Here is a 16,449-nt window from a genome sequence, read left to right as displayed (position 1 = left end):
TGTCCCCTATTCCGCAGGCTGAAGCACGCCGGGCCGCGTGGTTGCGACCTCGTCGAGCGGCAGATTCAGCACCTCCTCGAACTCGACGACGTTGTCGATCTCCGTTCCCATCGCGATGTTGGTGACGCGTTCGAGGATGAACTCGACCACCACGGGCACGCGGTGCTTCGCCATCAGCTCGCGCGCGGTCGCAAACGCCGCCTGTGAGTCCTTGGGGTCGGTGACGCGGATCGCCTTGCAGCCGAGTCCTTCGGCAACGGCGACGTGATCGACGCCATAGCCGCCAAGCTCCGGTGCGTTGATGTTCTCGAACGAGAGCTGGACGTGATAGTCCATGTCGAAGCCGCGCTGGGCCTGCCGGATCAGGCCGAGATAGGAATTGTTCACGACGACGTGGATATAGGGCAGATTGAACTGCGCCCCGACCGCGAGCTCCTCGATCAGGAACTGGAAATCGTAATCGCCGGAGAGCGCGACGATATCGCGATCCGGGCATGCCGCGCGCACGCCGAGCGCCGCCGGCAAGGTCCAGCCGAGCGGCCCCGCCTGTCCCGCATTGATCCAGTTGCGTGGCTTGTAGACGCCCAGAAATTGCGCGCCGGCGATCTGCGACAGGCCAATCACGGTGACGTAGCATGTGTCGCGGCCGAAGGCCTTGGTCATCTCCTCATAGACGCGCTGCGGCTTGATCGGCACATTGTCGAAATGGCTCTTGCGCAGCATCGAACGCTTGCGATCGCGGCAGGCCGCGGGCCACGCCTGGCGCTCGCGGAGCCTGCCTGACCGCCGCCACTCCCTGGCGACGGAGACGAAGAGCTCCAGCGCGGCTTTCGCGTCCGAGACGATGCCGAGATCGGGATTGAACACGCGCCCGATCTGGGTCGGCTCGATATCGACATGCACGAAGGTGCGGCCCTTGGTGTAGGTCTCGACCGAGCCGGTGTGGCGGTTGGCCCAGCGGTTGCCGATACCGAGCACGAAATCGGATTCGAGCATCGTGGCATTGCCGTAGCGGTGACTGGTCTGAAGACCGACCATGCCGGCCATCAGCACGTGATCGTCGGGAATGGCGCCCCACCCCATCAGGGTCGGCACCACCGGCACGTTGGCGATCTCGGCAAATTCGACCAGCAGATCCGAGGCATCGGCGTTGATAATGCCGCCGCCCGCCACGATCAGCGGCCGCTCGGCCGCGTTCAGCATCTCCAGCGCCTTCTCGACCTGCTTGCGGGTCGCAGTCGGCTTGTAGACCGCCAGCGGCTCATAGGTCTCGTCGTCGAACTCGATCTCGGCGAGTTGCACGTCGAGCGGCATGTCGATCAGCACCGGCCCCGGCCGGCCCGAACGCATCACGTGAAAAGCCTGGCTGAACACGCGCGGCACCAAGGCGGGCTCGCGCACCGTAACCGCCCATTTGGTCACCGGCTTTGCGATCGATTCGATGTCGACGGCCTGAAAATCCTCCTTGTAGAGCCGCGCCCGCGGCGCCTGCCCGGTGATGCAGAGGATCGGGATGGAATCGGCGATCGCCGAATAGAGCCCGGTGATCATGTCGGTGCCGGCCGGCCCCGACGTGCCGATGCAGACGCCGATATTGCCAGCCTTCGCCCGGGTATAGCCTTCCGCCATGTGTGAAGCGCCCTCGACATGGCGCGCCAGGATGTGGCGGATCGAGCCGCGCTTCTTCAGCGCGGAGTAAAGCGGATTGATCGCGGCCCCGGGAACACCGAAGGCAGTGGAGATGCCCTCCTTCTCCAGAATACGGACGGCTGCATCGACAGCTCGCATCTTCGCCATATCGGACCTCGCTTGGTTGCGTCAGCGAGCGAGATCATCAGACGCGCAAGATGCGATCTCAACGAGATCTATTTTATTTTCCACGATGCGGCAGCCGTGCGAAAATAGTGGATCTCTCAATCGGTTAGATCAAGAGGCGCGTGAAAGCGATCACTCGAACAGCGGCGCCAGCTGCATCTGCGGCACCAGCACCAGGCCCTTGTCGGTGATGCGAATTTCCGGAATGACCGATAGCGGAATCAGATTGAAACCCATGTAGGGGATGGTGCAGCCGGCCTCCGCCCATTCGGTCTTCAGCACCTTGACCTCCTCGGCAACCTCCGTGACCCGCTTGTCGGAGAGCAGGCCCGCGATCGGCAGCGGCACCAGGGCCCTCACCTTGCCGTCGGCAACGACGCAGACGGCGCCCTGATGCTCCTTGATGGCGGCGATAGCTGCATGCATGTCGGGTTCGTTGGTTCCGGCGACGATGATGTTGTGGCTGTCGTGCCCAACGCTTGAGGCCACCGCACCGCGCTTCAGGCCGAAGTCCTTGAGCAGGCCGCAAGCGACGTTGCCGGCCGATTTGCCGTGGCGCTCGACCACCGTGACGAAGCACAGGCCGTAACGCGCGAACAGGCTCGGCCAGTCTTTTGCGGGCTCGATTGCGATCTTCTCGTGGATCAGCGTGATGCCGGGCAGCGCCGTCTTGATCGCGTTGACCGTGCAGGGCTTGGTCGGCAGCTCAGGTATCAGCTTCAGCTTCTCCGGGAGCTTGACTGTCGCATACGCCGCCTTCGGATATTGATAGCGCTGCGACAGCGCCTGGTCGAGCAGCTTGGTGATCTTGCCGTGCTCGACCACCAGCTCGCCGCCATACCAGGTGCATTGCGGCTTCAGATCGTCGTTCATCAGTACCAGATCGGCGCGGCGACCGCCGCCGAGCCCGCCGATGTCGCTGTCCATGTTGAAGCGCGTCGCGCCATGCAGCGAGCCCATCGACCAGGCTTGCTCGGGCGACATTCCGGCCTTCACGGCCTCGCGCACCACCCAGTCCAGGCCGAACAGCAGGAGATCGTCAGCATCGCGATCGTCGGTGCACACTGCCGTGCGCTTGTGCGAGGCGCCGAGTTCGGTGACGGTGCGGATCGCCTGCGGCAGCGAGTGCCATGGCGTGGTCGGCGGACCGCCACGCAGAAAAACCCAGACACCGGCATCGAGCAGGTCGTCGGCGATGTCGCGATCGATCGCCTCATGGGTGTCGGTGACACCGGATGCCGCATAGGCGGCGACGAAATCACGGCCATAGACGTGACCGGAGACAGGACGTCCGCGCTTCAAGGCGGCGGCAAGGATCGCGTGGCTACGCTCGTCACCCATCGTCACCGGCACGAAATCCATTTTCTCGCCGAGCGCCACGGCTTCTGGCCAGCGGTCGAACAGGCCGGCGATCTTGTCCGGCGTGAGATCGCCTCCTGCCGTCTCAAGCTCGGCCGAGGTTGCCGGCACCGTGCTCGGAACGGTCAGGAAGATCGAGAGCGGCGCCTCGCGCGCATCCTCCAGCATTGCCTCGACGCCGGCCACGTCCATGACGTTGCCGATCTCGTGGCTGTCGCAGAAGATCGTGGTGGTGCCGTTGAGGAGTGCGGCCTCGGCATAGGCGCAGGCCGTCACCATCGAGGATTCGATGTGGATGTGCGGATCGACCAGTCCCGGCGCGATAATGCCGCCGGCCGCGTCGTAAACCGCAACGTCGCTCCACACCTTCTTGGCCGCGCCGGCCGGCTTCACCGCGGCGATCCGCCCGCCCGTGATCCAGACTTCGCGCCCGGGATGAAGGCGCTCCGAATAGGTCGAGAGCACCCGCGCGCCCGTGACGATGAGATCCGGCGCGAGCCGCGCGGAGGCGACATCGGCCAGACGCCGGGTCATCGAATGCAGCGGGGCGACGGTGAAGCGGGTAAGTCTGGTCATCAGAACCCTCGCGTGGCGTTACGGCCCAGCGATGGTTACGCCCTGCACCCAACCGGGCAAGCTCAAATATAACGGCACGTCCTGCTTACGCTTTAGGCGGCGATCCGCCTGCCGTCGCCGACCTTGCAGGTCTGCGCGAGTTCCGCCGTCTCGGCGGTGGTGCGGCAGTGGGCTTGACCCGTATCCGCATCGACCTGCCCTTCGACTCGTCAATCTCGAAGGAATTGGTCTTTCGCACGAGGTCGCTCAGCTTGCGGAAGCCGAAGGTCCTCGGATCGAAATCGGAAGCCAGATTGGCAAGCTGCCGCCCGACCTCCCCGAGCGTCACCCAGCCGTCTTCGCTCTCCATCTGGGTGATGACCTTCTTGATGATGGGGGCCGCGGCATCAGGGGGCTGGAGCGACGTCGACCTTAACGCGGCGTCCTGGGTGTTTGCGGGGGCGGCAAGCAGGTTCTCGGTGTAGACGAACCTTCGGCAGGCCTGCCGAAAACTTTCCGGCGTCTTGTGTTCGCCGAAGCCAAAGACATCGACGCCCTGTTCCCGGATGCGGGCGGCAAGACGGGTAAAGTCGCTATCGGAGGAAACCAGGCAAAAGCCGTCGAACCGGCCGCTGTGAAGCAGGTCCATGGCGTCGATCACCAGGGTGATGTCGGAGGCATTCTTCCCCGTCGTATAGGCGAACTGCTGCTGCGGGATGATCGCGTGCTTCGACAGGATGTCGGCCCACGCTCTGGATCGCGCATGGGAGAAGTCGCCGTAGATGCGGCGAACGCTGGCCTCGCCGATCTTGGCAATTTCCTCGAACAGTCCATCCGCGATCTTCGCGGAGGCGTTGTCGGCGTCAATCAGGACTGCAAGACGGGGCGAACGGAGCTCAGATGGCATGACATTCCCCACGAGATGGACGCGGCGTTGGAAGATAAGTAGGCGGGACGGCTAGTCCTCGTTCGCCTTGAAACGTCCCATCCCCTTCAGCACGAATGGGGCCAGCAGCGCAACCAGCGCGATGCCGAGCAGCGTCGCCGAAATCGGGCTCTGGAGCAGCGTCATGGGATCTCCGAGGCTGATCGCGAGCGCTCTGCGCAACTGGCTCTCGGCAATCGGGCCGAGGATCAGGCCGACCACGACGGGTGCGATCGGAAAATCGAATCGGCGCATCAGAAAGCCGAGCACGCCGAAGCCAGCGAGCATCGACAATTCGACCACCGATGGCTTTGCGGCGATGGTGCCCATGGTCGCGAACACGAGGATGCCGGCATAGAGCCATGGCTGCGGAATCGCGAGCAGCCGGACCCACAGTCCCACCAGCGGCAGATTGAGCACCAGCAGCATCGCATTGGCGATGAACAGGCTTGCGATCAGGCCCCACACGAGGTCAGGCCGCTCGGCGAACAGCAGCGGTCCCGGATTGAGGCCGTATTGCTGGAAGCCCGCCAGCATCATCGCGGCCGTCGCCGAGGTCGGCAATCCCAATGTGAGCAGCGGCACCAGCGTGCCGGCGGCGGAGGCGTTGTTGGCGGCCTCCGGTCCCGCGACGCCTTCGATCGCGCCCTTGCCGAATTCTTCCGGGTGCTCGGTCAGCCGTTTCTCGGTCGAATAGGACAGAAACGTCGGGATCTCCGCGCCGCCAGCGGGCAGCGCGCCGATCGGGAAGCCGAACATGGTGCCGCGCAGCCACGGCTTCCACGAGCGCTTCCAGTCTTCTTTGGTCATCCACAGCGAGCCGCGCACCGGCTCGAGCTTCTCCTCGGTGTGGTGGCGGCGCGATGCGACATAGAGCGCCTCGCCGACCGCGAACAGTCCGACCGCAAGCGTCGTCACCTCGACGCCATCGAGCAGTTCGGGGACGCCCAACGCAAGCCGCGCCTGACCGGTCAGCTTGTCGATGCCGACCAGGCCGAGGGTCAAACCAATGAACAGGCTGGTCAGGCCGCGGATCGGTGAATCGCCAAACGTCGCCGACACGGTGACGAAGGCGACGCACATCAGCGCGAAGTAGTCCTCAGGTCCGAAGCGCACGGCGAAATCGACCAGCCACGGCGCGAGAAAGGCGAGGCCGATGGTGGCGATGGTGCCGGCGACGAACGAGCCGATCGCCGATGTCGCAAGCGCCGGCCCGCCGCGGCCGGCCTTGGCCATCTTGTTGCCTTCGAGCGCGGTCGCCATGGACGCGCTCTCGCCGGGCGTATTGATGAGGATCGCGGTAGTCGATCCGCCATACATGCCGCCATAATAGATGCCCGCAAACATGATCAGCGAGCCGCCGGGGTCGAGCTTGTACGTCACCGGCAGCAGCAGCGCGACGGTCAATGCCGGGCCGATGCCGGGCAGCACGCCGACAGCGGTGCCGAGGAACACGCCGATCAGGGCATAGAGCAGATTCATCGGCTGGACGGCGACCGCCATGCCATGAGCCAGCGCGGCAAAGGTGTCCATCACAGCAGTCGCTCCAGCGGGCCGGCCGGAAGACTCAGCGTCAACAGCCGATCGAACGCGAGATAAATGAGGGTCGACATCACGACGGCGATGATGGAATCGACGAGGACGGCGCGGCGCCCGAACGCCGCCGACGTCGTGACGAACAGCGCCGACGTCGCCAGAATGAAGCCGCCGCCAAAGCCGATGATGGCGATCAGAAGCGCAAGGCCGACGAGGATCAAGACCACAGGCACGGGATCGGCGCTCTCACGCGCCGGCAGGTTGCCGCGCAGCGCGTCGATGAAATTGCCTATTGCAAGCAACGCAAGGCCGGTTGCGACCACGACCGGCATCGCCTCCGGCCCCATCCCGTACATGGCGCTGGATTGCAGGCCGCGCGCGTCCCAAACCAGCACTGCGGCGAGTGCAGCAAGCACTGCGGCGATGACGAGGCCGGCGCGATCGACGCGCCGCTGCGTCTGCACGGGATCGCCTGAGATCATGATTTGACCAGGCCAACCGACTTCAGCACGTCGGTGACGCGAACCGTTTCCTTCTTCAGGAAGTCGGCGAAGGCGTCGCCGCCCAGATAGGCGTCCTCCCAACCCTTCTGCTTGAGGATCTCCTTCCAGGCGTCTGCTTTCACCATCTTCTCGACGGCATCACTCAGTGTCTTGCGCTGTTCCGGCGTGATGCCGGGAGGGGCGACCACCGAGCGCCAGTTGGCGATCACGAGGTCGATGCCCTGCTCTTTGAAGGTCGGGATGTCGCTGCCTGCGATGCGCTTCTCCGAGGTCACGCCGATCGCGCGCAGCTTGCCGGACTTGATCTGCCCATCATATTCGCTCAGCCCCGAAATGCCCGCGGTGACTTTGCCGCCGAGAATGGCGGCGAGCGACTCGCCGCCACCGGAGAACGGGATGTAGTTGATCTTCTTGGCGTCAGCGCCGACGGCGCCGGCGAACAATGCCGCCATCACATGGTCGACGCCGCCGGCGGAGCCGCCGGCAAAGGTCACCTTGGCGATATCGGCCTTCACCGCCGTGGCCAAGTCCTGCGCCGTCTTGATCGGCGAGTTCGCGGGAACCACGATCACCTGGATTTCTTCGGTGAGACGTGCGATCGGCGTCACCTGCTCGAGCGTGACCGGCGATTTGTTCATGGCGAGCGCACCCACCATAACGAAGCCGTTGACCATCATCTGGTTGCCGTCGCCCTTGGCGCCGTTGACGAACTGGGCGATGCCGATGCTGCCGCCGGCACCGGGAACGTTGGTGACCTGCACGCTGCGCGCGACGCCCGCGGCGACCAGCGCCTGCTGCATCGAGCGCGCAGTCTGGTCCCAGCCGCCGCCGGGCGCCGCCGGCGCCATCAGCTTGAGCTCGAGCTGCTGGGCAACGGCCGGATTGGCTGCCGCGAGGGTCAGCGCAACGGCTGCGCCGACAAGGCGCGCGGGAAGTTGAAACATGGGGGCATTCTCCAGGGCTCGTGCGGACGTGTTGATCGTTTGCCGCATTGTGTCGTTTGGTCGCATATCAGCCAAAACGGCCGATGCTGTCCAGCGATAGCGCCCGGGTTTCCTGTCAGCCGGACTTCGGCATCACCCCGCCGAGCGCGACGGTCAGCTCACCGGCGACTTCGCGCACGATCTGGCCGATTTCCGGCAATCTGTCGTCGGTCAGGCGGCTGGTCATGCCCGAGACGGAAATCGCCGCGAGCGGCTCGGCGCAGTCGTTGTAGACGACTGCGGCAATACAACGCAGGCCCATGCAGGCCTGCTCATCGTCGATCGCAAAGCCCTGCTTGCGGATCGTCGCAAGCTCCTTGAACAGGTCGCTTGGCCGCACGATCGACTTCTCGGTCAGGCGCGGCATGCCGTGATGGCGGATGACGGCGCCGACGTCCTCGTCGGAATAGGTTGCGAGCACCGCCTTGCCGACACCGGATGTCACCATGGGGACGCGGCCGCCGACCTTGGTCAGCGAGCGCATGATTTCGCGGCTCTCCATGCGGGTCAGCACGATGATGAACTCGTCGTCGACGACAGCGAGATTGGCGGTCTCGCGGGTGAGATCGCGCAGCTTGCGCAGATAGGGAATCGCCTGAGCGGAGAAATTACGCCGCCGCGCGAAGCTTGCGCCGACCGTGAAGCTGCGCACGCCGACGTGCCATTTGGATTCGGCGCGGTCGAACTGCACGAAGCGGCGGCTTTCCAGCGTCGCCAGCAGGCGGTGCACGGTCGAGGCCGACAGGCCGGTGCGGACGGCGAGATCGCTGAGGCGATAACCCTCGTCGTCCTCGGCCAGCGTCTCCAGGATCGACAGCGCGCGGTCGACCGACTGCACGCCGCCGTCGCGCGCCTCATGATCGGCCTCGGCGGGCGATCTGGGCTCGAGCGATTTGCGCCGGATCACGTTCTTGCTCATCGCGACCTGCCCTTCGTCCGCGATCTCCGTCCACCTCTCCCCGTCGGGGAGAGGTCGATTTGCGCAGCAAATCGGGTGAGGGGTGCAGGTCGCTCGATAGAGCAGACCCCTCACCCGGCGCTTCGCGCCGACCTCTCCCTATGGGAGAGGTTTAGCACCGCCGATACGACAGCAATTCAATTCAAACTCGTCACGCGTTAGATCGGAATGCCGCTCCAGACTGCTCCGAAGCGGCATTTCCTTTTCGTCGGCTCAGAGCAGCCCTGCCCCGCGCGCCCATTTGTACTTGGCCCCTAACACCTCGACCGGAAGCTCGGTCGAATAGGCGTAGGCCGGGATGCCGTTCTGGTAGAGATATTCGGCGGCTTCCTCGACCTCGACGTCGCCGGCGAGCGAGGCGACGATCGGCTTCACGAAGCCCTTGGCCTCCATCTCCTTCTTCACCTCGACCATGTTGCGGGCGAACACCATCGGCGGCGTCACGATGGTGTGCCAGTAGCCGAGGATCAGCGAATGGATGCGCTCATCCGACAGGCCGAGCTTCACGGTGTTGACGTAGGTGATCGGCGGCTCGCCGCCGGTGATATCCACAGGATTTCCGGCAGCTCCGAACGGCGGGATGAACTTGCGGAAGGCCGCATCGAGATCCGGCGGCATCGACATCAGCGACAGGCCGTTGTCGACGACGGAGTCCGACAGCAGCACGCCGGATCCGCCGGCGCCGGTGATGATCAGCACGTTCTCGCCCTTCGGCGTCGGCAGCACCGGCACACCGCGGGCGAACTCGAGCAGTTGCCGCAGCGAGCGAGCGCGGATCACGCCGGACTGCGCCAGGACATCCTCGTAGATCTTGTCGTTGCCGGCGAGCGCGCCGGTGTGCGACGAGGCCGCCTTCGCACCGGCCGAGGTGCGGCCGGCCTTGAGCACGATCACCGGCTTCTTCTTGGACACGCGCTTTGCGGCTTCGGCAAAGGCGCGGCCGTCCTTGAGGTCCTCGCAGTGCTGCGCGATCAGATTGGTGTTGGGATCCTGCTCGAAGAAGGCGAGCAGATCGTCCTCGTCGATATCGGACTTGTTGCCGAGGCCGACGATCGCGGAGACGCCCATCTTGGCCGAGCGCGAGAAGCCGATGATGGCCATGCCGATGCCGCCCGACTGCGACGACAGCGCCGCGTGGCCCTTGACGTCGTAAGCGGTGCAGAAGGTCGCGCAGAGATTGGCCGGCGTATAGTAGAAGCCGTAGATGTTCGGCCCCATCAGGCGGATGTCGTACTTCTTGCCGACTTCGACGATCTCGGCCTGGAGCTCCGGCGCGCCAGCTTCGGCAAAGCCCGACGGGATCAGCACCGCGCCCGGGATCTTCTTCTCGCCGCATTCGACCAGCGCAGCTGCGACGAACTTCGCAGGAATCGCGAACACCGCCGTATCGATCACGCCCGGCACGTCCTTGACGCTCTTATAGGCCTTGTAGCCGAGGATCTCGGCGGCCTTCGGATGGATCGGATAGATATCGCCCTTGTAGCCGCCGTTGATGAGATTCTTCATCACGGAGTTGCCGATCTTGCCGTCCTCGGCAGATGCGCCGACCACGGCGACCGCCTTCGGCTGCATGATGCGGTTCATGGCCGCGACGATCTCTTCGGTCGGGCGCGGCTTCGGCCGGGGCTTGTAGGCGAAGTCGACGACGATGCGCACGTCGGCGGCGGTGGCGTTCTTCGCCGTCGCGAAAACAGGGTTGAGGTCGAGCTCGACGATTTCGGGGAAATCCGTGACGAGTTGGGAGACCTTGACGATGATGTCGGCCAGCGCGGTGCGGTTGACCGGCTCGCTGCCGCGCACGCCCTTCAAAATCTCATGCGCCTGGATGCCGTCGAGCATCGAGAGCGCGTCTTCCTTGGTCGCGGGCGCCAGGCGGAAGGTGACGTCCTTCAGGACTTCGACCAGCACGCCGCCGAGCCCGAAGGCGACCAACTTGCCGAACGAGCCGTCGGTGATCGAACCGACGATCACCTCGGTGCCGCCGGCCAGCATCTGCTGCACCTGGATGCCCTCAATCTTGGCATCGGCCTTGTACTTCTTGGCGTTGGAGAGAATGGTCTCGTAGGCCTTCTCGGCATCCTGCACCGTCTTGACGCCGACGATGACGCCGCCAGCCTCGGTCTTGTGGAGAATGTCCGGCGAGACGATCTTCATGACGACGGGGAAGCCCATCGAGGAGGCGACCTTGCCGGCCTCGCCTGCCGACTTCACCACGCCCTCCTTCGGCACCGGAATGCCGTAGGCATCGCAGACCAGCTTGCCCTCAGGCGCCGTCAGGCTGGTGCGGTTGTCCGCCTTGACCTGGTCAAGGACCTTGCGGACGACGTCTTTGGAATTGGACATGTGGCTTCTCCCTTGACCTTCAGTTCTTGCTTTGCAAAGCGAGCGTGTTGCGGCTGCCCTGTCATGCTTGCCGTTTGCCGTGCTTTGTTCCGCGCAGCGGAACGGAGTGGCATAAAGCCCACATTACCCCGCCGGCTTGGATCAAAAATGGCTGGCGATGGCATTTGGTATGCCAGAAGCCAACTTGTCAAGCCGCCGCTCCACCTAGAACGCTGCAAAAAATAGGCAGCTTGACACGCTGGCATGTGGTATGCCAAAAACTTTCCAGTTAATATTCCTGTAAAAGACGACTCCCCACTGGAGGAGAATCGTCGTGTCACTGCGGAAACCAACCAAGGCGTTGCCGAACATGGCCGAGGCAGACATCGCAATCGTTCGTATTGCCCCGGAGAGCAGCTTCAAGAACAAGGCGTATGACGCCTTGAAGGAAGCCATCCTCAAGATGGACATCTACTCGACGCCCGAGCCGGTGATGCTCGACGAGCGCGCGCTGTCCGAGCGCCTCGGCGTCAGCCGCACTCCGATCCGCGAGGCGATCGCGATGCTCGAGCAGGACGGTTTCGTCAAGACTGTTCCGCGCCGCGGCATCATGGTGGTGCGCAGGACCAAGAGCGAGATCGTCGACATGATCCGCGCCTGGGCGGCGCTGGAGAGCATGGCGGCACGCCTGATCACCACCACGGCACGCAAGAAGGACATCACGGCACTGCGCGACTTCTTCAAGGACTTCGGCAAGGACCGCCTGCCCGAGGATCATGTCGAGGAATATTCGCGCGCCAACATCGCCTTTCACCAGGCGCTGATCTCGCTGTCGGAATCGCCCGTGCTGGTCGATCTCACCAACGACCTGCTGCTGCACGTGCGCGGCTACCGGCAACTGACGATCGGGCGAAAGGATCGCACCGCGACCTCCCTGCCCGAACATCTCGGCATGATCGAAGCGCTCGAAGCGCGCGACACCGAGCTTGCCGAGAAGCGCGCCCGCGACCACACCCTTGGCCTTGCGGCTTATGTCGAAGCGCATGGCCAGGAACTGTTCGGCTAACAATTTTCACCAGAAGGGCGAACCCATTCGCCCCCAAAAGCCTAAACGGCACCTTGAGACCAGGGAGACAAGGCCCATGCTGAATACCGCGACCAAGTCCGAAGCACCGGGCACCGAGCAGGAATTGACGGATGGCTTCCATCTCGTCATCGACGCGCTCAAGCTGAACGGCATCAACACGATCTATAATGTGCCGGGCATCCCGATCACGGATTTGGGCCGCATGGCGCAGGCGGCCGGTATTCGCGTGATCTCGTTCCGCCACGAGCAGAACGCCGGTTACGCGGCGGGCATCGCCGGCTATCTCACCAAGAAACCCGGCGTCTGCCTTACCGTCTCCGCACCCGGCTTCCTCAACGGTCTCACCGCGCTCGCGCATGCCACCACCAATTGCTACCCGATGATCCTGGTCTCGGGCTCCTCGGAACGCGAAATCGTCGACCTCCAGCAGGGCGACTATGAGGAGATGGACCAGCTCGCGATCGCCAAGCCGCTCTGCAAGGCGGCCTATCGCGTGCTGCACGCCCAGGATATCGGCATTGGTCTTGCCCGCGCCATCCGTGCCGCTGTCTCCGGTCGTCCCGGCGGGGTCTATCTCGACCTGCCGGCAAAGCTGTTCGGCCAGGTGATGAACGCCGAGGCCGGCCAGAAGTCGCTGGTCAAGGTGATCGATGCGGCGCCTGCGCAGATCCCCTCGCCCGCTTCGGTGAAGCGCGCGCTCGACGTGCTCAAAAGCGCGAAGCGTCCGCTCATCATCCTCGGCAAGGGCGCGGCCTACGCGCAGGCCGATGAAGAGATCAAGACTTTCGTCGAAAAGAGCGGCGTGCCGTTCCTGCCGATGAGCATGGCCAAGGGCCTCCTTGCCGACACGCATCCGCAATGCGCCGGCGCGGCCCGCTCGACGGTGCTGAAAGAGTCCGACGTCGTTCTGCTGATCGGCGCGCGGCTGAACTGGCTGCTCTCTCACGGCAAGGGCAAGAGCTGGGGCGAATCGCCCAAGAAGTTCATCCAGGTCGACATCGAGCCGAGGGAAATGGACTCCAACGTCGAGATCGTCGCGCCTGTCGTCGGCGACATCGGCTCGGTCGTCGCGGCCTTCAACCAGGCGATGGGCTCGAGCTGGACCGCGCCGCCGGCCGAATGGACCAAGGCGATCGTCTCCAAGCGCGAAGAGAACGTCGCCAAGATGGCGCCGAAGCTCATGAACAACAAGTCGCCGATGGACTATCACGGCGCGCTCGGCGTGCTGAAGAACGTCATCAAAGAACATCCCGAGGCGATCCTCGTCAACGAGGGCGCCAACACGCTCGACCTCGCCCGCGGCGTCATCGACATGTACAAGCCGCGCAAGCGTCTCGACGTCGGCACCTGGGGCGTGATGGGCATCGGCATGGGCCAGGCGATCGCGGCGGCGCTGGAGACCGGGCACCCCGTGCTCGCGGTGGAAGGCGATAGCGCCTTCGGCTTCTCCGGCATGGAGATCGAGACCATCTGCCGCTACAACTTGCCGATCTGCATCGTCATCTTCAACAATGACGGCATCTATCGCGGCACCGACGTCAACAGCGCCAACGCCGATCCGGCGACCACCGTGTTCGTCAAGGGCGCCCGCTACGACAAGATGATGGAAGCCTTCGGCGGCGTCGGCGTGAATGCCACCTCGCCCGACGAGCTCAAGCGCGCCGTCAACGAGGCGATGGCCTCGGGCAAGCCGACGCTCATCAACGCGGTGATCGATCCGGCCGCCGGCTCTGAGAGCGGCCGCATCGGCAACCTCAATCCGCAGAGCGTCTTGCAGAAGAAAAAGTAACCGACCGCCGGGTCATTCCCCGCGCAGGCGGGGAATCCAGTAATCGCCGAACCATCCTTGAGGTGAGCACTGAGGCCCAACTGAACCTTCAGCGAATACTGGATGCCCGCCTTCGCGGGCATGACAGAAACAGAAGAGTAACAGGAGCAACATGATGACCAAAGCGCTCACGGGCGTTCGCATTCTCGACTTCACCCACGTCCAGTCCGGACCGACCTGCACGCAGTTGCTCGCCTGGTTCGGCGCCGACGTGATCAAGGTGGAGCGGCCCGGTGTCGGCGACATCACCCGCGGGCAGCTGCAGGACATCCCGAACGTGGACAGCCTGTATTTCACCATGCTCAACCACAACAAGCGCTCGATCACCCTCGACACCAAGAATCCCAAGGGCAAGGAAGTCCTCACCGAGCTGATCAAGAAATGCGACGTGCTGGTGGAGAATTTCGGCCCCGGCGTGCTCGACCGCATGGGCTTCCCCTGGGAGAAGATCCAAGCGATCAACCCGAAGATGATCGTCGCCTCGATCAAGGGCTTTGGCCCCGGGCCGTACGAGGACTGCAAGGTCTATGAGAACGTCGCGCAGTGCACCGGCGGCGCCGCCTCCACCACCGGGTTCCGTGACGGCCTGCCGCTCGTCACCGGCGCGCAGATCGGCGATAGCGGCACTGGCCTGCATCTTGCGCTCGGCATCGTCACCGCGCTCTATCACCGCACCCATTCGGGCAAGGGCCAGCGCGTCACCGCCGCGATGCAGGACGGTGTCCTGAATCTGGCGCGCGTCAAGTTGCGCGACCAGCAGCGTCTCGCCCACGGTCCGCTCAGGGAATACAGCCAGTTCGGCGAAGGCATTCCGTTCGGCGACGCCGTGCCGCGCGCCGGCAACGATTCCGGCGGCGGCCAGCCCGGCCGCATCCTGAAGTGCAAGGGCTGGGAGACCGATCCGAACGCCTACATCTACTTCATCACCCAGGCCCCGGTCTGGGAGAAGATCTGCGACGTGATCGGCGAGCCGACCTGGAAGACCGATCCGAACTACGCCAAGCCGGCGGCGCGCCTGCCGCGCCTGAACGAGATCTTCGGCCGCATCGAACAGTGGACTATGACGAAGACGAAGTTCGAGGCGATGGAGATCCTCAACAAGGACGACATCCCCTGCGGCCCGATCCTGTCGATGAAGGAGATCGCCGAAGACCAGTCGCTGCGCGCCACTGGCACCGTGGTCGAGGTCGATCATCCTACTCGCGGCAAGTACATCTCGGTCGGCAACCCGATCAAGCTGTCGGACTCCCCGAGCGACGTGGAGCGCTCGCCCCTGCTCGGCGAGCACACCGACGAAATCCTGCGCAGCGTGCTCGGCTTCAGCGACCACCAGGTCGCCGAGATCCACAAGTCCGGCGCGCTCGATCCGCCGCAGAAGCAGGCCGCGGAGTAAGCAGACCCATTGAATGAGAAGAGGGCCGCCCTTCGAGGCGGCCTTTTTTTTGCGTTAGAAATGCCGCGCGGCCGGAGGCTCTGACCAAAAACGGAAAAACAACCCCATGCACAGTAGCTAACTCCTTGGCCGCAAAAGATTTTCGTATTTAACGAAACGCCTTTGACGCGTCGGGCAAAACAGGGGTATTATGCCATTACTCGAAAAAGCGAATGTCCGCCCTTTTGGAGCCAGCCTCGACGCAGCCGCGCGCTGCTGCGAGCCGTAGGCGCTCCGCTCTATCCTTGCTCTCGCTGGGATTTCTTTTCGATCGGAAGCCGCGACGGCCGGAGGTCCAATTCCCCCGCCTTGAGCTTCACGATTCCGGAATTAAAGACTGGTGCCGAGGAACCGATACCGTAGTCCCCCGTTACCCTCTCGACCGGCGCGCTCTCGGAAATGCGAGTGCGCCGCCCTCACGGCGAGTGACCAAGCGCCTCGCAGAAGACCTGCCCAAAGCTGAAGAAGTGGCTGCCTTCTCGCCCCGAGGATGACAAGTCGATCCGCGTCAGCTTGCGAGCGAGAGGCGCGCGTCCAGCATTTGCCGGGACCACGCTCGTTGATCAAATGGAGGTCGAAATGTTGAGAGATCAATCCTCTGATCGAGCCAAGCGTGAAGCCAACAAGGTGTTCAAGCCTGCCAAAACGCAGAAGCCGATGAATGACTATGCGAAGGACCAGCGCTCCTTCCACGAGAACCGCGAGCGCCTGAAAGCGGAGCGATTGGCCCGCGAGGCCAAATCGGGAAGCCGCTCCGAATAGGAAGGGCTTGCATCCGGGCGATTGAGGATCGCGCCAAATCGGCCCTCGACCTAGTACCCCTTTTTCTTAGAGGGTGAGTCGTGATTCAAGATCGGTACCCGAAGCAAGAGAAGTCGACCTTTCGCGGAAAGATCGCACCGTAATTCTAGTCGCCATCCTCGAAGAACGTGCACGCAAGTTGCCGCGCTGGGTGACGTGGTGGGGGTGGCCGGGGATGACGACACGAGCAAGACGAGCCATGCCCCATTATGCCCCGCGAAAGTGTCCGGCGTCAATTTAGTGCGCTATCACCGTAATTGCATTCGGGAGCCGCACCAGCAGGCGCCATGGGCGATGCTCGGAATTATCGCTTTCCCGACAGCCTGTCACAGGAATTATCGTGTC

Annotated in this window: 12 protein-coding genes; 4 read left to right on the top strand and 8 right to left on the bottom strand. The window is 63.9% G+C overall.

Going from position 1 to position 16,449, the window contains the following annotated elements; all coding sequences use genetic code 11:
- Positions 1 to 6: 6 nt before the first annotated feature.
- From gcl to GWG65_RS05490, 8 genes are all read right to left on the bottom strand, one after another.
- A complete protein-coding gene (gcl, locus tag GWG65_RS05525; protein WP_275194394.1) occupies positions 7 to 1,797 on the bottom strand; it encodes a glyoxylate carboligase in 1,791 nt (596 codons plus the stop codon).
- A 150-nt stretch (positions 1,798 to 1,947) separates the two neighbouring features.
- Positions 1,948 to 3,750, bottom strand: a complete 1,803-nt coding sequence (locus tag GWG65_RS05520; RefSeq protein WP_275194393.1) for an adenine deaminase C-terminal domain-containing protein — start codon at positions 3,748 to 3,750, stop codon at positions 1,948 to 1,950.
- Positions 3,751 to 3,835: 85 nt separating this feature from the next.
- Positions 3,836 to 4,636 (bottom strand): NYN domain-containing protein, encoded by an 801-nt coding sequence (locus tag GWG65_RS05515; RefSeq protein ID WP_275194392.1) that lies wholly within the window; start codon positions 4,634 to 4,636, stop codon positions 3,836 to 3,838.
- A gap of 51 nt (positions 4,637 to 4,687) precedes the next feature.
- The gene (locus tag GWG65_RS05510; RefSeq protein WP_275194391.1) at positions 4,688 to 6,187 is read right to left on the bottom strand and encodes a tripartite tricarboxylate transporter permease; all 1,500 of its coding nucleotides are present in this window, start codon (positions 6,185 to 6,187) and stop codon (positions 4,688 to 4,690) included.
- The gene (locus GWG65_RS05505; RefSeq protein ID WP_275194390.1) at positions 6,187 to 6,672 is read right to left on the bottom strand and encodes a tripartite tricarboxylate transporter TctB family protein; all 486 of its coding nucleotides are present in this window, start codon (positions 6,670 to 6,672) and stop codon (positions 6,187 to 6,189) included. The genes GWG65_RS05510 and GWG65_RS05505 overlap by 1 nt, the downstream gene beginning before the upstream one ends.
- Positions 6,669 to 7,637 carry a tripartite tricarboxylate transporter substrate binding protein gene (locus GWG65_RS05500; protein ID WP_275194389.1) on the bottom strand — a complete coding sequence of 323 codons (969 nt, stop codon included), beginning with the start codon at positions 7,635 to 7,637 and terminating at the stop codon, positions 6,669 to 6,671. The genes GWG65_RS05505 and GWG65_RS05500 overlap by 4 nt, the downstream gene beginning before the upstream one ends.
- Positions 7,638 to 7,752: 115 nt before the next feature.
- Positions 7,753 to 8,595 (bottom strand): IclR family transcriptional regulator C-terminal domain-containing protein, encoded by an 843-nt coding sequence (locus GWG65_RS05495; RefSeq protein ID WP_275194388.1) that lies wholly within the window; start codon positions 8,593 to 8,595, stop codon positions 7,753 to 7,755.
- Between the two features lie 252 nt (positions 8,596 to 8,847).
- Complete coding sequence (locus GWG65_RS05490) at positions 8,848 to 10,977, bottom strand: acetate--CoA ligase family protein (protein WP_275194387.1); 2,130 nt, start codon at positions 10,975 to 10,977, stop codon at positions 8,848 to 8,850.
- Positions 10,978 to 11,326: 349 nt separating this feature from the next.
- Here GWG65_RS05490 and GWG65_RS05485 point away from each other — a divergent pair, with 349 nt between their 5' ends.
- The 4 genes from GWG65_RS05485 (at position 11,327) to GWG65_RS05470 (ending at position 16,065) form a co-directional block, all read left to right on the top strand.
- Positions 11,327 to 12,022, top strand: a complete 696-nt coding sequence (locus GWG65_RS05485; protein ID WP_275194547.1) for a GntR family transcriptional regulator — start codon at positions 11,327 to 11,329, stop codon at positions 12,020 to 12,022.
- Between the two features lie 76 nt (positions 12,023 to 12,098).
- Positions 12,099 to 13,832: an oxalyl-CoA decarboxylase gene (gene oxc / locus GWG65_RS05480; RefSeq protein ID WP_275194386.1), complete on the top strand. Its 1,734-nt coding sequence runs from the start codon at positions 12,099 to 12,101 to the stop codon at positions 13,830 to 13,832.
- Positions 13,833 to 13,986: 154 nt separating this feature from the next.
- Positions 13,987 to 15,264: a formyl-CoA transferase gene (gene frc, locus GWG65_RS05475; protein ID WP_275194385.1), complete on the top strand. Its 1,278-nt coding sequence runs from the start codon at positions 13,987 to 13,989 to the stop codon at positions 15,262 to 15,264.
- A gap of 618 nt (positions 15,265 to 15,882) precedes the next feature.
- Positions 15,883 to 16,065 carry a hypothetical protein gene (locus tag GWG65_RS05470; RefSeq protein ID WP_247391141.1) on the top strand — a complete coding sequence of 61 codons (183 nt, stop codon included), beginning with the start codon at positions 15,883 to 15,885 and terminating at the stop codon, positions 16,063 to 16,065.
- Positions 16,066 to 16,449: the final 384 nt, after the last annotated feature.

Origin of the sequence: Bradyrhizobium sp. CSA207, from assembly GCF_029051685.1 — a bacterium.
In the GTDB taxonomy this organism is placed as follows: domain Bacteria; phylum Pseudomonadota; class Alphaproteobacteria; order Rhizobiales; family Xanthobacteraceae; genus Bradyrhizobium.
The sequence above is the reverse complement of the archived record's forward strand: the minus strand, read 5'-3'. Positions and strand labels throughout refer to the sequence as shown.

What these genes read in the sequence shown, in the direction of transcription:
- gcl (WP_275194394.1), bottom strand. Translation starts at nt 1,797, where the DNA reads ATGGCGAAGATGCGAGCTGTCGATGCAGCCGTCCGTATTCTGGAGAAG.
- GWG65_RS05520 (WP_275194393.1), bottom strand. Translation starts at nt 3,750, where the DNA reads ATGACCAGACTTACCCGCTTCACCGTCGCCCCGCTGCATTCGATGACC.
- GWG65_RS05515 (WP_275194392.1), bottom strand. Translation starts at nt 4,636, where the DNA reads ATGCCATCTGAGCTCCGTTCGCCCCGTCTTGCAGTCCTGATTGACGCC.
- GWG65_RS05510 (WP_275194391.1), bottom strand. Translation starts at nt 6,187, where the DNA reads ATGGACACCTTTGCCGCGCTGGCTCATGGCATGGCGGTCGCCGTCCAG.
- GWG65_RS05505 (WP_275194390.1), bottom strand. Translation starts at nt 6,672, where the DNA reads ATGATCTCAGGCGATCCCGTGCAGACGCAGCGGCGCGTCGATCGCGCC.
- GWG65_RS05500 (WP_275194389.1), bottom strand. Translation starts at nt 7,637, where the DNA reads ATGTTTCAACTTCCCGCGCGCCTTGTCGGCGCAGCCGTTGCGCTGACC.
- GWG65_RS05495 (WP_275194388.1), bottom strand. Translation starts at nt 8,595, where the DNA reads ATGAGCAAGAACGTGATCCGGCGCAAATCGCTCGAGCCCAGATCGCCC.
- GWG65_RS05490 (WP_275194387.1), bottom strand. Translation starts at nt 10,977, where the DNA reads ATGTCCAATTCCAAAGACGTCGTCCGCAAGGTCCTTGACCAGGTCAAG.
- GWG65_RS05485 (WP_275194547.1), top strand. Translation starts at nt 11,327, where the DNA reads ATGGCCGAGGCAGACATCGCAATCGTTCGTATTGCCCCGGAGAGCAGC.
- oxc (WP_275194386.1), top strand. Translation starts at nt 12,099, where the DNA reads ATGCTGAATACCGCGACCAAGTCCGAAGCACCGGGCACCGAGCAGGAA.
- frc (WP_275194385.1), top strand. Translation starts at nt 13,987, where the DNA reads ATGACCAAAGCGCTCACGGGCGTTCGCATTCTCGACTTCACCCACGTC.
- GWG65_RS05470 (WP_247391141.1), top strand. Translation starts at nt 15,883, where the DNA reads ATGTTGAGAGATCAATCCTCTGATCGAGCCAAGCGTGAAGCCAACAAG.